Raw genomic sequence first — 19,911 nt, forward strand, 5'->3', positions numbered from 1 at the left:
TATATTTTTTATTATATTTTATAAGATATTATTTTAACAATATATATTTTATTATTTATTAAGTTTAAGGCGATATAATCATTTTAAATTTTTACGCAAAGGAGAGATGATGATAGTATCGATCTGCAACGAAAAAGGCGGTAGCGGAAAAAGTACGCTTGCCACGAACATAGCCATAAATCAAGGCATTGTAAAAGGCGAGTCACTTTTGCTGCTGGATACCGACCCGCAAAAGTCGATCGCCACGTTTTTAAATATACGAAACGAAGAGGGGCATCCAAAAGCATTTGATTTTGCTTACAAATACGGCGAAAATTTAAAAGAATTTCTGCAAAACGTAGATCGCGATAAAGACATAGTCGTAGACACGGGCGGTCGAGATAGCAGAGAGATGCGAATAGCCATCGCTCTAAGCGACATCGTGATAATCCCGACCATTCCAAGCCAGTTTGACGTAAGCGTTCTAGATAAAATGGTCAATATCGTAAAAATGGCCAAAGAGCAAAACGAAAAGCTGCAAGCCTATATCGTAATAAACCGAGCCTCAACCAACCCGTTTTTATACAAGAAAATTGACAGCCTGAAAGCATTTATCGAGGAGCTTCAAGAGGATTACATAAGGCTAGCGGGCACGATCATATTTGAGCGCGAGCGCTACAAAATAGCCACGCAACTAGGCTATGGCGTAGTCGAGATGAATGACGGCAACAAGGCGGAGCAAGAAATCAAAAACTTATGCGAAGAGATATTTTTAAAAGGGTGAAAAATGAGCATTTTATCGTTTTTTTAGTATAAATTTAGGAAATTTATTATTTTTAGTTTTGCGAAAAATTAAAAATAATGCTATCTTAATTTTTAATATTTTATTTTTTATTAAGATTAAGAGATTAGAATTTTAAAAAATAAAAGGGAAGAAAATGGACTTTAAAAGAGCAAGCAACTCTACGGACAAGCTAGAGGAATTTATAGCTGGGGCGGATACGCAAAAAGAAGCGCCGGCAAAAAAAAGCAAAGTGGCGATAGGGACGAAATTCTCAAAGGAACTGGCCGTAAAAATACGAAAAAAATATCCGACGTATACGCTGGCCAAATTTATAGAGCTCGCCCTAACGACGCCGATACCGCATATAAAAGACGATGTGCTGATAACAATTTATGATCAGGCCAAATGGTTCAACACCAGCATGAGCGAGTTTGTGCGGTTCAAAATGGGGCTTATCGAGGCGCCGCAGCCAAACGATCCAAAGGACGTGCAGCATATAAAAAATTATATCGTATTCGTAAGTGATTCCAAGAAAGAGAAAATAAGGCAGATCGCAGAGAGCCTAGAAGTAAGCATCCTGACGTATTCAGACGTTAAAATTTTAGCCACATACGAGCTAAAGGATATTTTTACCTTTGACGAACTGATGCAGTTTAAAGCCGAAGCGAACAACTACGACCTAGATACGGACGAATACATCGCTATGAGAATAAGAGGATAGCGCAGAACCCGGCAATTTATTTGTACCGGGAATGCGTTGTTTTAAGATAATTTTAAGTCCATAGAAGCCCTGTAAGCGACGATGAGGATCAAAGCGATAGGGTTATGCACCCAAAGCGACAAGAGGCGCAGTTTTAAGCCCCTATTCTTTCCGTTTTTTCATTCAAAATAAATTTGAACGAGTAGCCGACCACCGCTTTTTTATTGCCGTCAGCTATTCTTTTCTCAAAAAGAAGTTTTTTGAAATAGCTTTCATTTAATTCGTTTATAGACGGATTAATTACAAAGCGATCCAAATCGGAAGCGTTATATTTGGCCGGCGCGCTCATAAATCTTTCAAAGTCGTCTCTATTAAAATTTACACACTTAAAGCCGTCTTTATCGGCTTTTACGTTTTCGTATTGATGCAGGAGTCGATATAAAGTCTTGGCAAATTTGCCCTTAATCGCAACAAAGTCGTTTAAATCTATTTTCATAAATTTAAGGGTACTGAATAAAATCTCAAGAGCAACCGGGTTTAATCTAAAACTTAATGATTGCTTATTTCTAAAAATCCGAATATCCGTAAAAAATACGCCTACGGTAGTTATTTCATCATCTTCGGTAATTTCGACGCTCCTATAGATGGCAGCGCCGTCTTGCCCTAGAACTTTGGCTCTAAAATTCTTTACTTCATCGTTAAATCTGGTTTTATTCAGGCCGGACGGCATAAATCTACAAATTTCAGAGTAAGGCATTTCAATAAATTTGGCATTTTCAACATAGCCCATCTGCTTTGCATACCAGCAGATCGTAAAGAAAATATCATAATCCCTAGCCGTGAAATTAACCGGGAACAACACAGAGTTCATTTTGTTTCGAAAGACAAGCGTGCCGCTCTTTTCGGCTTTAACAACTCTACTGGCTTTTAACACGAAATCACCTTCCTCAAAATAGAAAGAAATTTCACTCATGTCTATACCTCGCAGTTTAAAGATTTAACTGCTATAATAGAGTAAATTTAATGTGTTGCGACTTAAAATTTATAATGTTTATCCTGGCTGGAAAGTAAAAGACATCGTAAGAGATATAATGCTACTTGCCACAAAAGATAAAGAGAGCATGCAAGATAAGCTAAAAGCAGCCAAGGAAGCACTTTTAATCTATAAAGAATATTTGCTTAGTAAAGATAATATAACTTATGAAAATAAAATGCCTACAAGAATGCTGTTGTTTTGGATAGATGAGATACTTTCAAAAGATGATTTTTACATAGCTCATGAGTTTTTGGAAGATACAAATAATCCATTTTATTTCAAGGATTTTAATACCATGCTCACCAGAAATGAGCTTGCTTATCTTTGTGAATATACGCTTGATGATATCTTTGTTCCAGATATTGGCATAGCCACAGTAGATGAATACAAAAACAATAAATTTAAAGATAGGATCGATTTGGAACAGTTTATGGACATAGTTAGCAATAAGGTCTTCAGACAAAGCCTAATAGTCCATAACAAAACTTACGAGGGCATAGCCAATAAGCAAATAGGCCCAGGCGACATTAATAAAATTCACGTTGTAGCAAATTTTACAAAGAAAGGCAATAAGTGGCAAGACAGTTGCTCCGTTATGCCACAAGACATATCATGGCTTTGTGAGGTCTTTTATAAGATGTATCCAGCTAGCATAAACCTTTCTCAGATTTTAGAAATTTTACCAGAAGATAAACTCATGGTTTATAGCGCCTTTGTAAGAATTTTAACAAACTCATCTGATGCAATGATCTTAAAAGATGAGCAAAAAAATATCGAGTATAAACCCGGATACTCAAGACTTAGCGTAAATTTAACAAACTATGTAAAGTATTTTTTAAATCATAAAAATAACGCTGATGTTGCTTTTGCTAATAAATTTAGCGTTTTAGGGAAATTTAATACCGTCGATTATTACATACTTTTACTACTTGACGGTAAAAATAGTTTAGAAGAAGTAGCCGCAAAGGCTTTGAAATTTATCAAAGAAAGCAACGAGAATATATTGGATATAGATGGGAAAGTACTTAAAAAAGATAAAGTCGCAGCAAATATAATGAACTACGTGATAGGTACAGTAAAAATAGTTAGTATGCTTTATCTACTAGAAGAAATTTAAGGTTTAAATTTTACTTTGTTTATATAGTTGTGTGATTTTATCTTTTAGATTTAGTGTGTTTTTTGAGAGAGCTATGAAAAATGGACTTTTTAAATTAGCAAGCTCGTAGCTCATCTCTTTGCCGCTATTAGCGTCAAATACTTTTCCGCCACAAAAATTTACGAGCGCTTCTCCTGCTGCATTGTCCCAAAGGTAGCTTGGGGCAAATCTCAAATAAGCTCCGCCAAATTCAACCAAACGGCAAAATTTTATGGCTGAGCCGATGCACCTTTGCTCAAAATTTAAGCTCTGTCCTATAAATTCTATCTCTTTGGCATCGCCTCTTCTGCTTGAAAAGATTAGATTGTCTAAATTTTTATCTTTTTTGTTTAGATCAACTCTCTTTATGATTTCATCATTGTCACCTAAAATTTCTTTAAAAGCGCCATTTTCATCAGCATAAAAAAGCTCTTTACTAATTGGGATAAATATCACGCCAAGCACCGGTCTAGCTTTTTTTATAAGTGCTATGCAAACGCAAAATTCGCCATTTCTAGCTAGAAATTCTTTCGTACCATCAAGAGGATCTACGAGCCAAAACTCATCTTTGCCGCTTTCTTGCAAGATACTCTCTTCAGAGCAAATTTTTATCCCGCTTTTGCTTAGCTCTTTTAGTATTACTTCATTTGCAGCTAGATCAGCGCTAGTTAGTGGTGAGCTGTCATCTTTTAGGCAGACTTTAAGAGCCGTATTATTAGCGGAGTAAAATTTCATTATTTGCGCTCCAGCATTAACGGCTGCTTTGATGGCTAAATTTAGAAGCTCACTCATTTTGGTGTTCTGTTTGTCTCTCCAACATAAAGCTGTCTTGGGCGGACGATCTTTATCGTATCTTGCTCTTTTAGCTCGATCCACTGGCTGATCCAGCCTGGAGTCCTGCCGATGACAAAGATGACGGCAAACATATTATTTGGTATGCCAAGCGCTTTTAGGATGAGCCCTGAGTGAAAATCAACGTTTGGATATAAATTTCTGCTCACAAAGTAGTCATCATTTAGTGCGATCTCTTCGATGCGGTTTGCAATCTTGATAAGCTCTGAGTTGATGCCTATCTCATCCATAAGCTGATCTCTCATTTTTTTGAGCACTTTTGCGCGAGGATCAAAATTTTTATAGACTCTGTGACCAAAGCCCATTAGCCTAAATGGATCGTTTTTATCCTTTGCTCTAGCGATGTATCTATCGACATTTGCGACTGAGCCTATCTCTTCAAGCTGACGTATAACGCCCTCGTTTGCGCCGCCATGAGCCCAGCCCCAAAGCGCTCCAATACCTGCACTTATACATGCGTATGGGTGCGCGTGCGTTGAGCCAACGGTTCTAACAGTCGTTGTTGAAGCATTTTGCTCGTGGTCAGCGTGGAGCATAAAGACCGTATCAAGTGCTTTTATCTCGATAGGCTTAAGATCGACGTGCTCGTATGGATAACCCCTCATCATGTAGAGGAAATTTTCAGTAAAGCCACGATCTAAATTTGGATATATGATAGGAAGTCCGCGTGAGTAGCGGTAGCTAAAGGCTGCGATCGTTGGAATTTTAGCGATTATACGCATAGCCATCTCGTGATACTCTTCAGGTTTATCCATATTTAGGTGATCTGAGTAAAATGCACTTAGCGCTGATACCGCTGCTTGCAAGATCGCCATAGGGTGCGCTTTATCTGGAAATGCGTCAAATAGCTTCATCATGCCCTCATGTATAAAGCTTCTTTTTTTAAGCTCGGTTTTAAAATTTATATACTGATCATTTGTTGGAAGCTCTTTGTTTAAGAGTAAATATGCCACGTCTAAAAATGTCTTATTTTCGGCCAAATACGCGATATCATAACCTCTATACATTAGTTCGCCTTTTAAGCCGTCTATATAAGTTATCGCTGAGCGACACATCGCAGTTGAAGTATAACCTCTGTCAAAAGTAAACATTCCAGTATCACTAAAAAATGTCGAGATGTCTATCACATCAGGCCCCATAGTGCCTTTTAGTATAGGAAACTCGTAACTCTTGCCGGTTCTGTTATCAGTTAGCGTAGCTGTATTTGATGACATTTTTACTCCTTACTTCTTGATTGCATTAGAAATTTTATAATTATTGTTCCTATTATAGCTTGAGCTAGGCTTGCTAGGATAAAAGATGAGTAAGAATAGTCACTTATCTCACCTGATCTGTGTGCGATAGTAGCAACTGCTACTAGAAGTGTTAGTGGCATGGATTGTGAGAGAGAAAACAAAAATATCCCCTTAAATCCTAATTTCCCTACAAATAACACACTTGAAAAAAGCCTTGTGGCAAGCATCGCACAAAATATAAAAATAGCATCTTTTATCACTTCATTTGAGCTTAGGCTTGAGAGCTTGAAAGTTGAGCCTATGTGTATAAAAAATATCGGCACCAAAAAACCAAATCCAAAGCTTGAAAGCTTGTGCGGTAAGTCCTTTTTATGATCAAAAAATGTCGCTATAAACATACCCGCGATAAACGCGCCAAAGGCGACCTCTAAATTTAAATAAAGCATAAGTGCAATCATCGAAAAAAATACAGCAATGCTTAATCTAATATCTTTTTCATCCTTGTCATAGTGTGGCATAAGGATCACTTTAAGCCCCGGATACCACCAAAAAAGCACATCTAAAATTTTAAAGCTAAGCACGCTGATAGCTAAAAATAAGATCAAATAGCCAATCGTTAGCCATAAATTTATACTAGCTCCAAACTGCAAATAGGCTGCTATAAATGTCAAAAGCGTAATGCTTATAAGCTCGCCAATAGTTGCAATAAGCATGCTTAAATTTAGCCATTTCACATCTCTGCCATACTCTTTAAATAGCGTAAATATCATGCCAACGGCCATTATCGGGATAATGATAATATAAAGCAAACTAAGATCAAAACTAAACGTAAGTGCAGTTGCTAGCGAGTAGATGAGCGCAAGATAGATAAGTCCTAGGCGCAAAATTTTGCGGTCAATGTTTATAAGCATTCTAAGATCGATCTCCATGCCGGCTAGAAACATCAAAAAGAAAAAGCCAACTTCGCTAATTAGCTTAAACATCTCATTTTCGCCGACAAGCCCGATGTAGCTAGCCAGTGCTCCAAGTATTATCTCAGCAGGAGCGACAGGAATGCGTAAAATTTTAGAAATATAAGGCGAAGCAAAGACGATAAATGCCAAAACGACAAGAATACTAAGCTCGCTAGCTTGATGTAACTGCAAAAAGATCCTTAAAATAAAAATGTTTGATTGTATAAAAAGCTTTGTTATTTTTTGATTAAGCTAAGCGATTTTTGGGCAAAATGGCAACAAATTTTTAAAAATTTGGAGTGCAAATTTATGCATAAATTTCTATTTTTTGCCTTGATGTTTTTTGGAATTTTTGGCTTTGCAGACGAGCTAAGTTTGGTTCAAAGTTTTAAATTTGATGGAAGCGTTTTTTATAAGAAAAATATAGCCAAAGATGAGAGCTTTTACTTTTTAAAAAATGAAAATTTTGATGAGCATTTTGTAGGCTTTAGAGTGAAATTTGACAAAAATATAAAAAGTGAAAGTATGCTTGCTGAGCTAAAAAAGAAGATAAAAGAGGCTAAAGAGGTGCTTTATAGTGAAGAGAATGATCAAATTTTAGCTCTCATAAAAGATGAAACTAGCAGTAAAAATATAGAAATAATCCACTTTTTACTTAGAAATGATGGAGTCTTAATACTTTCATATGAGAGAATTTATGATCCAAAAACTCTAGTAGATGGGCTTAAGCCTGTACTTTTAAGTGAGGCTAGAAATTTTATGCTTCAGATGCCAAAGGTAGAAGCTAGGTAGAAAGGTGGATGTGGCGGTATTTTGCGCTACATACGGTTTTGTTAAATTTCATCAAATTTTACTAGCCAATTCTTGTGAGTGAATGAAATTTAAAATTTGCACATAGATTGATGAAATTTACTTAAAAAAAAGGGGGCAAAGGGGCTTGAATTTTGCTTTGCAAGCTCGCAACTGCATGGTAGACACGAAGCCATCCCCTTATCCCCCTTTTTAAATCCCCCAATCCCCTCGCACGTTCAAAGCGCATGCAATGGTGCTAAAGCACTGCATGCGATTAAGAAAATCTAGCAAAATTTAAACTCTATTAAATTTGCAAACTCTCATAAACTCTTGCCAAGTAAAATACCAAGATAGCTTGCAAGTAGGCAAAAAACAAGGTTTAAAAAGATATTTAAAAAGCCTTTTACCAGCTCGCCTTCTAGTAAAAATTTCACACTATCAAGGCTAAAGCTTGAAAATGTTGTAAAGCCACCAAGTATGCCAACAACCAAAAATACTCTCACGCTTTGGCTTAAATTTAAGCAAAACAAAACGCCGATAATGAAGCTACCAAATACGTTTACGCCAAGCGTGGCTAGCGGAAAGTGGCTAAATTTTAGCAGCTCGCCAGCTAAAAACCTGCATCCAGCCCCGATAAAGCCTCCAAACCCTGCGAAAAGCAAATTTGCAAGCATTAGTGACAGATACTAGCGAAGCTAAAACCACGCTTTGTAAGCTCCTCGATATCCTTGCTAGCTTTCTCACCTTTTGCGGTGAGATAGTCACCTATCACGATCGCATCGGCGCCATTTTCAAAGATCTCGTATTGTCTATCGCCTAAAATTTTCTCTCTGCCACCAGCTATCATGACTCTAGTTTCTGGAAGAGCGCTTTTGGTGTCACGTACAATCTTTAGGGCTTCATCCACACTAAGAGGGGGCAGATCAAGACTTAGAGATTCATTTTTTATGAAAAAATTTATCGGCGATGAAAATGGCTCAAGCTCTTTTAGGCTAGCTCTAAAGCTCACCCTATCAGCCTCACTCTCGCCAACGCCGTAAATACCACCAGTACAAAGCATAAGCCCAGCTCTTTTTGCATCTAAATTTGTCTGATATCTCTCATCCCAAGTGTGTGTTTTACAAATTTTTGGGAAAAATTCTCGGCTTGTTTCAAGGTTGTGGTTGTAGCTAAAAACGCCAGCTTTTTTAAGCTCGCTAAGCTGCTCGTAAGTCGCCATGCCGTTACATGCGATGAGCATCAAATTTGGCACTTCTTTACTCACGGCTCTTGCTAAAGATGCGATATAGTCGGTCTTTTTGTCGTTCAGTCTAGCACCACTTGTGACTAAACAAAAGCCAAGAGCGTGGTTTTTATAAGCCATTTTGGCTTCGTCCACCACCTGTTGCACACTTTTTTCTTTAAATTTTGAGATATCGGCACCAGCTTTGGCACTTTGCGTGCAATAAGCGCAGTCCTCGGCGCAGTTTCCTTGAGTGACTGAGCATATCGCACAGAGCATAATTGTTTTCATTTTTCATCCTTTTTGGGGCGTATTATAGCTTTGGTAGGTTTAAAATTTAAGTAGGGTGATTTATGAATTTACAAAAATAGTTTGATGAAATGTATAAATTTATTTTTATTCGAAGGAGGATAAAGGGGCTCGAATTGCGTAAGCCGTCCCCTTATCCCCTTTAATCATCTAAGCTCTTTGCACGTTAGAAGTGCATGTGATAGCGATTTTGCACTGCATGCGTTCGTATATATGGCAAGTGTCAAGTAAATTTTAAAATTTCAAGAACGAGTAATTTCGGCTCTAAAATTTGAGTTAAGCTATAAGCGAATCCAAATTTTAGCAGTCAATTCTTGCGAGTGAAATTTTAAAATTTGCTCCAAGATATAAATTTATTAAAAACTATGCGAAAAGCTTAAATTTTATGACATTACTTTTTCTTATAAATTCCCGCTTTCTCTTAAAAGACCAGTTTTTTAAATTTAGCAAAGCGCTAAGCTCATCAAAAAGTCCAAAAAGTGGGTGCTACGATGTGAAGCTACCTTCTAACTGAGTATAGTTGATGACGAGGTTTTTGCCCTTTATGCTGGCTAAGCTTAGCGGTGGTGTCAGACATTTAAAGCCCAAATTTATAAAAGCCAAATTTAGGCTGCAAGGGCTCAGATTTGGCTAGAAATTTTTAGTTTTCAGAGATAAGGGTCTTTTTCTTACACTTTGTGCACTCTATAAATGTGCCTTTTTTAAGCTCTTTTTTGATCATATCTCCGCCACACTCGTCACACTTTTGAACTACTGGCTCATAGCTTGAAATGAAGTCGCACTTTGGATAGTTGGCACAACCATAAAATTTACCGCGTCTACTAAATCTCTCGACGATCTCGCCGCCGCATTTTGGACATGGCACGTCAAGCTTTTTAAGCTCGCGTTTTGGCTTGGCTACCGTTGTCACACCCAGCTCGGTACTCTTTTCGCTATCTTTTGCGACATTTCTTGAGTATTTGCATTTTGGAAAATTTGAACAAGCGATAAATTCTCCGTATCTACCTTTTCTAAGCAATAGCTCGCTTCCGCAATCTGGGCACTTCTCTCCGATTGGAGTAGCTGTTTTTAGGCTTTTTATGCCAGTTTTGCCAGCGCTGATTTTTTCCATAAATGGATAGTAAAAGTCGCTTAGCACCTTTTGCCAGTCAGCTTTGTCAAGTGCGATCTCATCGAGCTTTTCTTCAAGATGTGAGGTAAATTCGCTATCGACGATGTTGCTAAAGTGCTCCTCCAAAACGCCTATCATGCTAAATGCGATCTCGTTTGGTATGAGCTGTTTTTTCTCGATCCTCACGTAGTCTCTTGATGTTAGTAGCGAGATGGTCGGTGCGTAGGTGCTTGGGCGGCCGATGCCTAGGCTTTCTAGCTTTTTAACAAGGCCAGCCTCAGAGTACCTAGCTGGCGGCTCGGTGAAGTTTTGCGTGCTTTTTATGCTTTGCAAACTCATCTCGTCGCCCTTTTTTAAATTTGGCAAAATTTTATCCTTATCAAGCTCGCCATAAACCTTGTAAAAGCCGTCAAATAGCACCTTTCTGCCACTTATCTTAAACTCGCCTTTTTCGCTTGCGACATAGACGTTTTGCGTTTGGCTCACACATGCGCTCATTTGGCAAGCTAAAAATCTATTGTAGATGAGCGTGTAGAGTTTGAGCGCGTCTTTTTCTAAAAATTTAGCCGCGATTTGCGGTGTGAAGTTTAAATTTGTAGGGCGGATCGCTTCGTGGGCTTCTTGCGCACCTTTTGAGCTTGTTGTGTAGCTTATCGCTTTGGCTGGCAGATACTCTTTGCCGTAGTTTTGCAGGATATGCTCTCTAGCGGCTGCGACGGCCTCTTTGGCTAAATTTAAGCTATCAGTTCTCATGTAAGTGATCGCACCCATGAAGCCCTCGTTTGTTTGCACGCCCTCATAGAGGCTTTGCGCGATCATCATCGTCTTTTTAGGACTAAAGCCAAGGCGGTTGCTCGCACTTTGCTGAAGGGTTGAGGTCATAAATGGCGGGCTTGGCTGGATCTTTCTATCCTTGCTCTCGATCTCGCGGACGCTAAATTTCTCATTTTGTAAATTTTCAATGATGTATTTTGCGCGGTCTGGATTTTGGATAGTGAGCTTTTCGATCTTTTGATTTTCAAATTTAACTAGCTCGGCGTCTAGATCTTTTTTAAAAACGGTGTCGATAGTGTAGTATTCAACTGGCTTAAATGCCTGTATTTCACGCTCACGGTCGACTATTATCTTTAGTGCCGCACTTTGCACACGTCCAGCGCTTAAGCCTTTTTGTATCTTTAAATTTAAAAGTGGGCTTAGCTTGTAGCCAACGATGCGGTCAAGTAAACGCCTTGTTTGCTGGGCATTGACGCTGTTCATATCGACGTGCCTTGGGCTTTTTAGAGCGTTTTGTATGGCGCTTTTGGTGATCTCGTGAAAGACGATGCGAGGCAAGCTGGTTGGCTCCTTGCCGATAGCGTTTGCGATGTGAAACGCGATCGCCTCACCCTCTCTATCCTCATCGGTTGCGAGGTAAATTTCATCTGCGCCCTTGGCAAGCTCTTTTATCTCTTTTACGATGGCGGAGTGATCGCTGCTGACGCGGTATTCTGGGGTAAATTTATCATCTTCTATCTTGATACCAAAGCTTGTTTTTGGCAGGTCTCTGATGTGGCCTTTTGAGGCGATGACGTTGTAGCTTTTATCTAAGAAATTTTTGATAGTCTTTGCTTTTGCGGGAGATTCCACAATGATTAAGCTTTTCATTTATATATAGCCTTTGATTTTTTTGGCGTAATTGTAGCAAAAATAATTTTTAAAGTATCAAGACATAAAAATCAAATCCATCTTCATTCTTTTAAAATTTTTCATTCATACCTATAAAGTTTTTAAAAAATTTCACGATATAGTTTTTGTGCGACAAGAAGTCGTAACTAAAAAATTAAAAGGATTTACAATGAGTTTTCGTATTAACACAAACGTAAACGCACTTAACACACACGCTAACGCAGTTAGCAACAACACTGACCTATCTAAGTCACTTAACAAACTTAGCTCAGGTCTTAGGATTCAAACAGCTGCAGACGATGCTTCAGGTCTATCTATTGCAGATAGCTTAAGAAGTCAAGCTTCAGCTTTAGGTCAAGCTATTGCAAACGGTAATGATGCTATTGGTATCATTCAAGTTGCCGATAAAGCTATGGACGAGCAGCTAAAAATTCTTGATACTATCAAGACAAAAGCTACTCAATCAGCTCAAGACGGCCAAACAACTCAATCACGCCAAGCATTGCAAGCTGATATCGTTCGTCTAATGGAAGAGCTTGACAATATCGGTAACACTACTTCATTTAACGGTCAGCAACTACTAAACGGAACATTCTCTAATAAAGAATTCCAAATAGGTGCTTACTCAAACCAAACTGTTAAAGCAAGTATTGGTGCGACTACATCTGATAAGATCGGCCTTACACGTTTTGAGAGTTCAAAATTACTTACTGCTATGGGTGAAGTAAAGCTTAAATTCTTAAACGTTGATGGTGTAAATGATGTTGGCGTTACAGCTGCTACTATTTCAACAGGTATAGGTAAAGGACTTGGTGCTCTAGCTGAGAATATTAATAAAGTTGCTGATAAAACTGGTGTTAGAGCGACAGCTGATGTTACTTGGAAAGCTAGTGTTGCTATTGCTGGTGGTCTAATTAAATCTTTAACAATCAACGGCGTTAAAATTGGCGACCTAGAGGTTAAAGCAAATGATGCAAACGGTGCACTAGTAAATGCTATCAACTCTGTAAAAGATCAAACTGGTGTTGAAGCTTCTGTTGATGCTGAAACAGGTAAAATGGTACTAACAAGCCGTGATGGTCGTGCTATAGTTGCAACTGGTACAGACATTGAGAAAGGACTTGGCGGAAAAGGTAACAATTTAACAAAAGGCTTTGTTGGAAGACTAAATTTGGTTCGTCTTGATGGTAGAGATATTAAACTAGAAGGTGGTGGTGCTACTAAATTGTCAATAGCATTCTCTGCTGATGGTGGTGCTCAACAATCAGTATCTCTAAGAGACATAAGAGGCCAAATAGATAAAACCCTAGCAACTGCTATGGGCTTCCAAAGAATGAGTAAAGCTTTATCAGTAGCTCAATCTGCTGGTGTTATGACACTTCGTGGTGCGATGGCTGTTATGAGTATCGCTGAGTCTGCTCAAAAAACACTTGATCAAGTTCGTTCAGACCTTGGTTCAGTTCAAAACCAACTTCAAGCTACAGTTAATAACATCACTGTAACTCAAGTTAACGTAAAATCAGCAGAATCTCAAATCAGAGATGTTGATTTTGCTAGCGAGTCTGCTAACTTCTCAAAACATAACATCCTAGCTCAATCAGGTGCTTATGCTATGAGTCAAGCAAACAGCGTACAACAAAACGTAATGAAGCTTCTACAATAGTAGGAGCTGAGTGAAGTTTCCTCGAAAACGTAATGAAGCTTCTACAATAGTTTCATTAAGGTTTTAGATAGAGGCTTTGTTGTAGTAACAAAGCCTTAAGAGTGTTAATGCTTTTACAATACGCAAACCCACGCCCCAAAGTTCTAACTTTGGGGCTTTATACTTTTGCAATTAATAAAATATATTAAACTTTGTATATGAGACTTTAAAACACTTATGCTAAATTTGCTGCTTAAAGCCTTAGCAATAAACTAAGGCTTTAAATTATAAACTAAATCCATCATCAACTACGATGTTTTGACCATTTACATATTTTGATACATCGCTTAGTAAATAGATTAAAGCACCGCAAATATCATTTGCATTGAGCATTCCTTTCATGCCACATCTTTTTTTATACTGGCTTAAAAATGGCTCAGACTGCCCGTCTAAAATTCCTCCAGGACTTATAGCGTTTACGCGGATATTGTCTTTTTTAAACATCTTTGCCATGTATTTTGTCATGCCAAGAAGACCATGTTTTACTACTGTGTATTCGACTGGAGAGTGCATGTTTGTTCCCTCGTAGGTCTCAAAAGCAGGAGCTCCGATGCCTTGTATAGATGAGATATTTATGATATTACCGTGACCTTGCTCTAAAAAGTATTTTATAAAATTTTGCGAGATATTAAAGTATCCGCCAAGGTGTAAATTTAAGAAGGCATTGAAATCATTCATATCTATCTCAAAAAATTTCTTACCGTAATTTTTATTTTTTGGATAGGCATTATTTACCAGTGCATCTATGTGGCCATATTTTGAGTGTAAGAAATTTATGGCTTCATTAACAGAATTTACGTCACCGATGTCAATTTGTAAAACTTCGATTTTTGCGTCTTTGTTTGAGGTTTTTATCTCATCTTTTAGTAAATTTGCTCTTTTTGTGTCGACTTCTGCTATTACTCCAACTCCGTTTTGACTAGTGATGGCTCTTATGAAAGCACTTCCTATCCTACCAGCTCCTCCTGTTACTAATATGACTTTATCTGTTAGCATTTTTTTCCTTCATTAAAAACTCTACAAATTTAAAATCCAGTTCACAATCTATATCGATTGATCTGTCCTCACTCATCACATAAAGTCCGGTTTTTGGCAAAAATAATGTATCGTTATTTAGCAAGGCTTCACGTTTCCAGATATAGATAGAAGCGTTCATATCATAAGTCTTTGGTGCATCTTGTCGTCTTGCAATGGCTTTTGCTAAAGTTTTTGCAAGCCCCACATGTCCATCAGGATAAATTTCAACCAAGTTAAAGTACGGGCTTCTTCTGCTTGGCATTGCAGTTATTAGATTGTCATTTTCATCGCTTAAAAACTGCTTGTAAGCGTTTATGATATCGCTTACATCACGAAGTGGAGCTGTTGCATCAAGATCGATCTCGTAATCAAATCTTTGTGCATAATGTTGTTCACTTTTTAAAAAAGCATCTTTTATCACATCAAGCTTTCCAGCTGTATCGCTGGCCATAGCAGCATCTCTTTTAAAAAAGACTTCTGCACCATATTTTACTGCTGTTTCTGCGATCAAATCGCTATCAGTACTAATTACTATATGTTCAAATAAATTTGACTCTCTGGCCTGCTCTATGGTGTAAGCGATAAGTGGTTTTCCACAAAGCTCACGCACATTTTTTCCTTTTACACCCTTGCTACCGCCTCTCGCACATATCGTACATAAAACATTACTCATTATTTTGCCTTTGAATTTGATCTATTACGCCCATAGTATCTTGTCCTTCGATAAAGCCACAAACGTATCTTTGCTCACCCAAGACATCTTTATGCATAGCTAAAAACATCTCATTTCTTGCCAAATTTGGCATGTTAAAAATTTGCCTATTGATATCTTGTTTTATGAGAGTACCTTTTATGAAATTAAGCTCATAAGTGGAGCCTTCGCACTCCACTCGCACGTTTCTATGCGTCATATGGCTTAGATAATCAATGCTTATATTGGCTACTACATTATTATCTGTTTTGCCAAAGATTAAACATAAATCATCGCTTGTTATCTGCAAATTTGAGATTTTATCTTGAAAGCTTTTTATACTCTTAAATTTGCCACACAGCCACATGGTATAGTCTAATTCATGACTAAGGTCTAGCAAAACCCCACCGCCTTTTTCTTTGCTAGCACTATAACATTTTGTATAGTCTTCATTCCTCCAGCTTGGTAGATACTGTCCACAACTAGCATTTATGTACAAAATTTTTTCACTCTCCAAAAGCTCTTTTAGTTTTTGTAAAAGTGGATGAAATCTAAGCACGTAGCCTACAAAAATTTTATTGTTTTTTGGTGTAAAATCGTAAAATTTCTCAAACAAAGGCTTTTCACAAAGTATTATTTTATCTTTTACTTTCTTGTCTAGAAATTTTAAATTTTGCAGGTGTAAAAATGTGGGAGTTGCTATGACAAAGTAGTCAAACTTGTTTAAATTTGAGACTTCTTCTAAACTTTTGTAACAAGTTTTTCCAACTATATCTTGGCTAGTGACGAGGCAGATCTCATCTATCTGCGGTAAAGCTTCCAATACTTCGCAATGCCTTTTACCAATCGAACCATAGCCTAAGATAAGAGCTTTCATTTAAAATATCCAATCAAAATATTTTTGCATATTCTTCATTTGCTTTTTGATACTCTTCTAAGCGACCTATATCGATCCAGTACTCATGTATAGGAAACGAGATGACGTTTTTTCCTTTGCTTATCGCTTTTTCAAAAAGAGTTGGCATATCATAAAACTCATTTTGTGGTATTAGATCTAAAATTTCAGGTGAAAGCATATATATCCCAGCACTTACGAAAAATTTCTGCACCGGTTTTTCTGAGATCTCTACTATCTTGTTGTCATTCATTTTTACAACGCCATAAGGCACTTCGTAGTCATACTCTCTTACACACATTGTAGCTGTCGCTTTATTTAGCGTGTGGTAGTTAAAAATATGTTCGAAATTTACATTTGTAAGAAGATCGCCGTTCATTACAAAAAATGGTTCGTTTGGTCGCTCTTTAAGTAGGCTTAATGCACCTGCCGTACCCATTCTTTTTTGCTCTAAAATATAGTCGATGTTTACTCCAAATTCTTTTCCGTCGCTAAAATAGTCTCTAATGATGCTGGCATTAAAATTTACACACATCGTGATGTTTACAAAGCCATACTCTGCAAATTTCTCAACTATCGTTTGAAGTATCGGCTTGTTTCCGACCTTTAACATTGGCTTTGGAGTATCTTGCGTAAGTGGTCTAAGTCTAGTACCAAGGCCCCCTACCATTAAAATGACTTTGTTTGTTTTGCTTGCTGGTTTTATAATGTCTTCGATATCTTCTATGCCAACTAGCTTTCCAAGTTCATCTATTAGTGGGATTTTATGAAGCTTTTTAGCAAGGGCTATTTTTAGTATTGACTCTTTTGTGTCGCCAACATTTGCAGTACTTGGACTCTTGTGTACTATGAGATCTATGTTGCTATTTAGATCAAGACCATTTAATAGTCCACGCCTAATATCCCCATCCGTTACTGTACCTACAAGGCTATCGTTTTCATCCACGACAATAGCTATTTGGAGTCCGCCATTATTGATTGTTTGCAGGGCGTCTTTTATTGTTGAATTTATACTTAGCTTTATATCGTTTACTATTCTCATTTTAAACCTATATCATAAAATTTCTTTTTCAAAATATCATCAAGCTCGATCTCTTTTAAAATTTTAACCATTTTTTTACTTGAATTACCACCATCATATGGATTGATAGTATTTTTTAAAACTTGCTCAAATTCTTTTGAATATACCCTTTTGATAGCAGCTAAAATTTCTTCTTTAGCAGGCCTAACGTCTATCACACCGCTAGCCCTTGTGCGTCCTTTTTGTCTATCGCCTATATTTATGGTTGCTTTTTTAAAGCTCGGAACTTCTGAAAGGCCACTCGAGCTATTCCCTAGGACTATATCAACAAATTTTATCGCACTTAGATATCTCAGCTGCCCAAGTGAAGCAAACGCCACAGCTTTTTGTGAATTTTTACTAATATACTCATCTATCATTTTATTTATCACATCACCATCTATGTCGCTATTTGCTTTTGTAAAGATAAAATTTGTATCTTTTAACTCATCTATTGCTTTTAAAAGCTCGCTAAATTGCTTTTTTGCACTGCTATTTTCAAGCGTTACCGGATGAAATGTAATTAGTATATTTTTTTTAGCAAGCTTGAAATTTATTGATTTTTCAAACTCATCTTTATTTAGTAAATTTAGCTTTTTTATATTTTCAATTCCAGGCCCACCTACATTAAAAACTCTGCTAGGCTCTTCTCCTAGCTGGATTATGCGGTTTGCATACTCTCTTGTAGCTGCAAAATGAATATGGCTCATCTTTGTTATGCTATGTCTAAAGGCCTCGTCAAATGCCCCTTGGGTAGTTTCTCCGCCATGTATGTGTGCTATTGGGAGCTGCATGATGCTAGCCACGCCTGCTACGCCAAATATCTCGTATCTATCTCCAAGAAGTACCAATATATCTGGCTTAAGTTCGCTAAAAGCTGGGGCAAATTTCTCATAAACCTTTGCCATCTCAGTGCATATATCAAGCTTTGAGTGCGAATAGTCTAAAATTTCTATCTTTTTATCTATCTTGAATTCTTTTTCGATCTCTTTGTATGTGAGTCCAAACTCAGGACTTAGATGCATGCCGGTGGCAATTATTTGAAGCTCTAGTTCGCTATCCGCTTTTATTTCTTTTAAAAGCCAGTAAAGCAAGCCATACTCTGCTCTAGTGCTTGTTACTACACAAATTTTTCTCATATCAGATCATCTTGTTTATAATCTTTTTGTGAAATTTGCCCAATTACCTCATCCCATCTCATAGGATTTATGCCATCTCCCGGGCGTTTTACACAGATATTTTGTTCGCTAAAAATTTCGCCTTTTTTTATATCACACTTTGCTACGATCGACTTTCTAGCTATTTTTATATTTTCGCTCTCACTTTTGCTAAAGCGCTTAAGTCCATTTCCAAGTGCTAGCTCGATATTTCTTATGGCTCCAACCATGGCCGCTAGCTCATCTGGCTCAAGGCTAGCCTTATGATCAGGTCCTGGCATGCTCTTATCAAGCGTAAAGTGCTTTTCTATGATCTTTGCACCCATAGCAACCGCTGCGATATCAACCTCGATGCCAAGCGTATGATCGCTATATCCGACCTCAAGCCCAAAGGCATTTTTAAGAGTTATCATCGCCTTTAAATTTACATCCTCCATCGGCGTTGGATACTGCGTATTTGCATGAAGAAGACTTATGTTTTCACGTTTCGTGCCGTTTTTTACAAGTATTTCTATCGCGGATTCCACCTCACCTAAATTTGCCATGCCAGTTGAGAGAATGATCTTTTTATTAAGACCACCTATCTGCCTAAGATAAGGTAAATTTGTTATCTCGCCACTTGGGATCTTAAATGTGCTAAGCCCCAACTCATCAAGAAGCTTTATGCTATCGCTATCAAAAGGAGTTGAGAGGAAAGTGATATTTTTTTGCTTGCAGTAGGCTATAAGCTCTTTGTGCGTGTTCTCATCTAGTTCAAGCTTTTTTATCATCTCAAACTGGCTTTCATTTTTATCAGTAGTTTGTTTTTGATAGTTAGCTTTTTGTGCGTTTTTTAAAACAAGATTTTGAGCTTTAAAGGTTTGAAATTTCACTGCATTAGCGCCAGCTCTGGCTGCTGCATCGATCAGTTTTTTGGCTAAATTTATATCGCCATTGTGATTAACCCCAGCCTCAGCTATGATAAAAACCATATTTGACATCAAAATTCCTTTAAAATTCTAGTTTTATACCTTTATAAAAGCGTTTTGCTCCAAGCTTCTCATCACGCTAGTTCCGCCACCTATGATAGAATTTTCACCTATCACGATATATTCCTTGCTAGTTACATTGCTACCAAAGAATGTCCCATCTTGCACAACAACGCCGCCATTTACCACACTTGCTGTTGAGATATGGCAATGATTGCCGATAGTTGCGTCATGTTCTATAAGCGCTTTTGTGTTTATGATGCAGTTTTTGCCGACACTTGCACCTGCGTTAATCAAAGCATGATGCATCACAATCGTTCCTTCACCCACACTTGCATGCTTTGAGATATACGCAAGCGGAGAGATAATAGATGGAAGATCAAAACCTATCTCTTTTAGTAGTCCAAATAGCCTTTTTCTAGGCTCACTACTTTTTATCTGACCAACCGTCACTACAGCATTTTTGCATGATTTAAAAATCTCAGTCAGATCATCATCGCCACCGATGATCTCATAACTAAGCACCTTTTTGCCAATATTTTCTGCCGCATCTATAATACCAATTATATTAAATTTAGCTTCACTCTCAATGACATCTATCACACTTTTGCAGTGCCCACCACCACCTACTAAAACTATATCTTGCAT

19 protein-coding genes are annotated in these 19,911 nt (G+C 37.6%); 5 read left to right on the forward strand and 14 right to left on the reverse strand.

Annotated elements, in window-relative coordinates:
- Positions 1-109 precede the first annotated feature (109 nt).
- Together FZ949_RS06095 and FZ949_RS06100 are read left to right on the forward strand one after the other, a co-directional pair.
- The gene (locus FZ949_RS06095) at positions 110-763 is read left to right on the forward strand and encodes an AAA family ATPase (protein WP_148790234.1); all 654 of its coding nucleotides are present in this window, start codon (positions 110-112) and stop codon (positions 761-763) included.
- A 154-nt stretch (positions 764-917) separates the two neighbouring features.
- Complete coding sequence (locus tag FZ949_RS06100; RefSeq protein WP_002950346.1) at positions 918-1,484, forward strand: hypothetical protein; 567 nt, start codon at positions 918-920, stop codon at positions 1,482-1,484.
- 133 nt (positions 1,485-1,617) lie between these two features.
- Here FZ949_RS06100 and FZ949_RS06105 read toward each other — a convergent pair whose 3' ends face one another.
- Positions 1,618-2,436: a replication initiation protein gene (locus tag FZ949_RS06105; protein WP_009495786.1), complete on the reverse strand. Its 819-nt coding sequence runs from the start codon at positions 2,434-2,436 to the stop codon at positions 1,618-1,620.
- Positions 2,437-2,488: 52 nt separating this feature from the next.
- On the opposite strand from FZ949_RS06105, the gene FZ949_RS06110 reads away from it, so the two are divergent.
- Entirely contained in the window at positions 2,489-3,616 is a 1,128-nt protein-coding gene (locus FZ949_RS06110; protein WP_262367786.1) for a methyltransferase regulatory domain-containing protein, read from the forward strand.
- Between the two features lie 3 nt (positions 3,617-3,619).
- On the opposite strand, the gene FZ949_RS06115 is transcribed toward FZ949_RS06110, so the two are convergent.
- The 3 genes from FZ949_RS06115 to FZ949_RS06125 are packed head-to-tail and all read right to left on the reverse strand — an operon-like array spanning position 3,620 to position 6,866.
- Positions 3,620-4,426, reverse strand: a complete 807-nt coding sequence (locus FZ949_RS06115) for a 3'(2'),5'-bisphosphate nucleotidase CysQ family protein (RefSeq protein ID WP_148790235.1) — start codon at positions 4,424-4,426, stop codon at positions 3,620-3,622.
- Positions 4,423-5,700, reverse strand: coding sequence for a citrate synthase (locus FZ949_RS06120; protein ID WP_084109619.1), 1,278 nt, complete (start codon positions 5,698-5,700; stop codon positions 4,423-4,425). Before FZ949_RS06120 ends, FZ949_RS06115 begins: the two co-directional genes overlap by 4 nt.
- 2 nt (positions 5,701-5,702) lie before the next feature.
- On the reverse strand, positions 5,703-6,866 hold the full coding sequence (locus FZ949_RS06125; RefSeq protein WP_072595383.1) for a cation:proton antiporter: 1,164 nt from the start codon (positions 6,864-6,866) through the stop codon (positions 5,703-5,705).
- 117 nt (positions 6,867-6,983) lie between these two features.
- Here FZ949_RS06125 and FZ949_RS06130 point away from each other — a divergent pair, with 117 nt between their 5' ends.
- Positions 6,984-7,466: a hypothetical protein gene (locus FZ949_RS06130; RefSeq protein ID WP_103579488.1), complete on the forward strand. Its 483-nt coding sequence runs from the start codon at positions 6,984-6,986 to the stop codon at positions 7,464-7,466.
- Between the two features lie 320 nt (positions 7,467-7,786).
- On the opposite strand, the gene crcB is transcribed toward FZ949_RS06130, so the two are convergent.
- The 3 genes from crcB to topA form a co-directional block, all read right to left on the reverse strand.
- Positions 7,787-8,140: a fluoride efflux transporter CrcB gene (gene crcB, locus FZ949_RS06135; protein ID WP_107953069.1), complete on the reverse strand. Its 354-nt coding sequence runs from the start codon at positions 8,138-8,140 to the stop codon at positions 7,787-7,789.
- On the reverse strand, positions 8,140-8,979 hold the full coding sequence (locus FZ949_RS06140; RefSeq protein ID WP_107953067.1) for a biotin synthase: 840 nt from the start codon (positions 8,977-8,979) through the stop codon (positions 8,140-8,142). Before FZ949_RS06140 ends, crcB begins: the two co-directional genes overlap by 1 nt.
- 658 nt (positions 8,980-9,637) lie before the next feature.
- Positions 9,638-11,752 carry a type I DNA topoisomerase gene (topA, locus tag FZ949_RS06145; RefSeq protein ID WP_148790236.1) on the reverse strand — a complete coding sequence of 705 codons (2,115 nt, stop codon included), beginning with the start codon at positions 11,750-11,752 and terminating at the stop codon, positions 9,638-9,640.
- A 190-nt stretch (positions 11,753-11,942) separates the two neighbouring features.
- On the opposite strand from topA, the gene FZ949_RS06150 reads away from it, so the two are divergent.
- Entirely contained in the window at positions 11,943-13,436 is a 1,494-nt protein-coding gene (locus tag FZ949_RS06150) for a flagellin B (protein WP_103577495.1), read from the forward strand.
- 264 nt (positions 13,437-13,700) lie between these two features.
- Here the strand turns inward: FZ949_RS06150 and FZ949_RS06155 are convergent, their stop codons facing one another.
- From FZ949_RS06155 to FZ949_RS06185, 7 genes are read right to left on the reverse strand one after another with little or no spacing between them, the layout of a single operon-like run.
- Positions 13,701-14,471: an oxidoreductase gene (locus tag FZ949_RS06155; protein ID WP_103579452.1), complete on the reverse strand. Its 771-nt coding sequence runs from the start codon at positions 14,469-14,471 to the stop codon at positions 13,701-13,703.
- Positions 14,458-15,165, reverse strand: a complete 708-nt coding sequence (locus FZ949_RS06160) for an acylneuraminate cytidylyltransferase family protein (RefSeq protein ID WP_103579453.1) — start codon at positions 15,163-15,165, stop codon at positions 14,458-14,460. The genes FZ949_RS06155 and FZ949_RS06160 overlap by 14 nt, the downstream gene beginning before the upstream one ends.
- Complete coding sequence (locus FZ949_RS06165; protein WP_103579454.1) at positions 15,158-16,060, reverse strand: Gfo/Idh/MocA family protein; 903 nt, start codon at positions 16,058-16,060, stop codon at positions 15,158-15,160. Before FZ949_RS06165 ends, FZ949_RS06160 begins: the two co-directional genes overlap by 8 nt.
- Positions 16,061-16,073: 13 nt before the next feature.
- Positions 16,074-17,120: a nucleotidyltransferase family protein gene (locus tag FZ949_RS06170; RefSeq protein WP_103579455.1), complete on the reverse strand. Its 1,047-nt coding sequence runs from the start codon at positions 17,118-17,120 to the stop codon at positions 16,074-16,076.
- Positions 17,117-18,277, reverse strand: a complete 1,161-nt coding sequence (gene neuC / locus FZ949_RS06175; protein WP_103579456.1) for a UDP-N-acetylglucosamine 2-epimerase — start codon at positions 18,275-18,277, stop codon at positions 17,117-17,119. Before neuC ends, FZ949_RS06170 begins: the two co-directional genes overlap by 4 nt.
- A complete protein-coding gene (neuB, locus tag FZ949_RS06180) occupies positions 18,274-19,275 on the reverse strand; it encodes an N-acetylneuraminate synthase (protein WP_148790237.1) in 1,002 nt (333 codons plus the stop codon). The genes neuC and neuB overlap by 4 nt, the downstream gene beginning before the upstream one ends.
- A 24-nt stretch (positions 19,276-19,299) precedes the next feature.
- Positions 19,300-19,911 (reverse strand): NeuD/PglB/VioB family sugar acetyltransferase, encoded by a 612-nt coding sequence (locus tag FZ949_RS06185; RefSeq protein WP_148790238.1) that lies wholly within the window; start codon positions 19,909-19,911, stop codon positions 19,300-19,302.

Origin of the sequence: Campylobacter concisus (assembly GCF_902460545.1) — a bacterium.
GTDB lineage: Bacteria > Campylobacterota > Campylobacteria > Campylobacterales > Campylobacteraceae > Campylobacter_A > Campylobacter_A concisus_AE.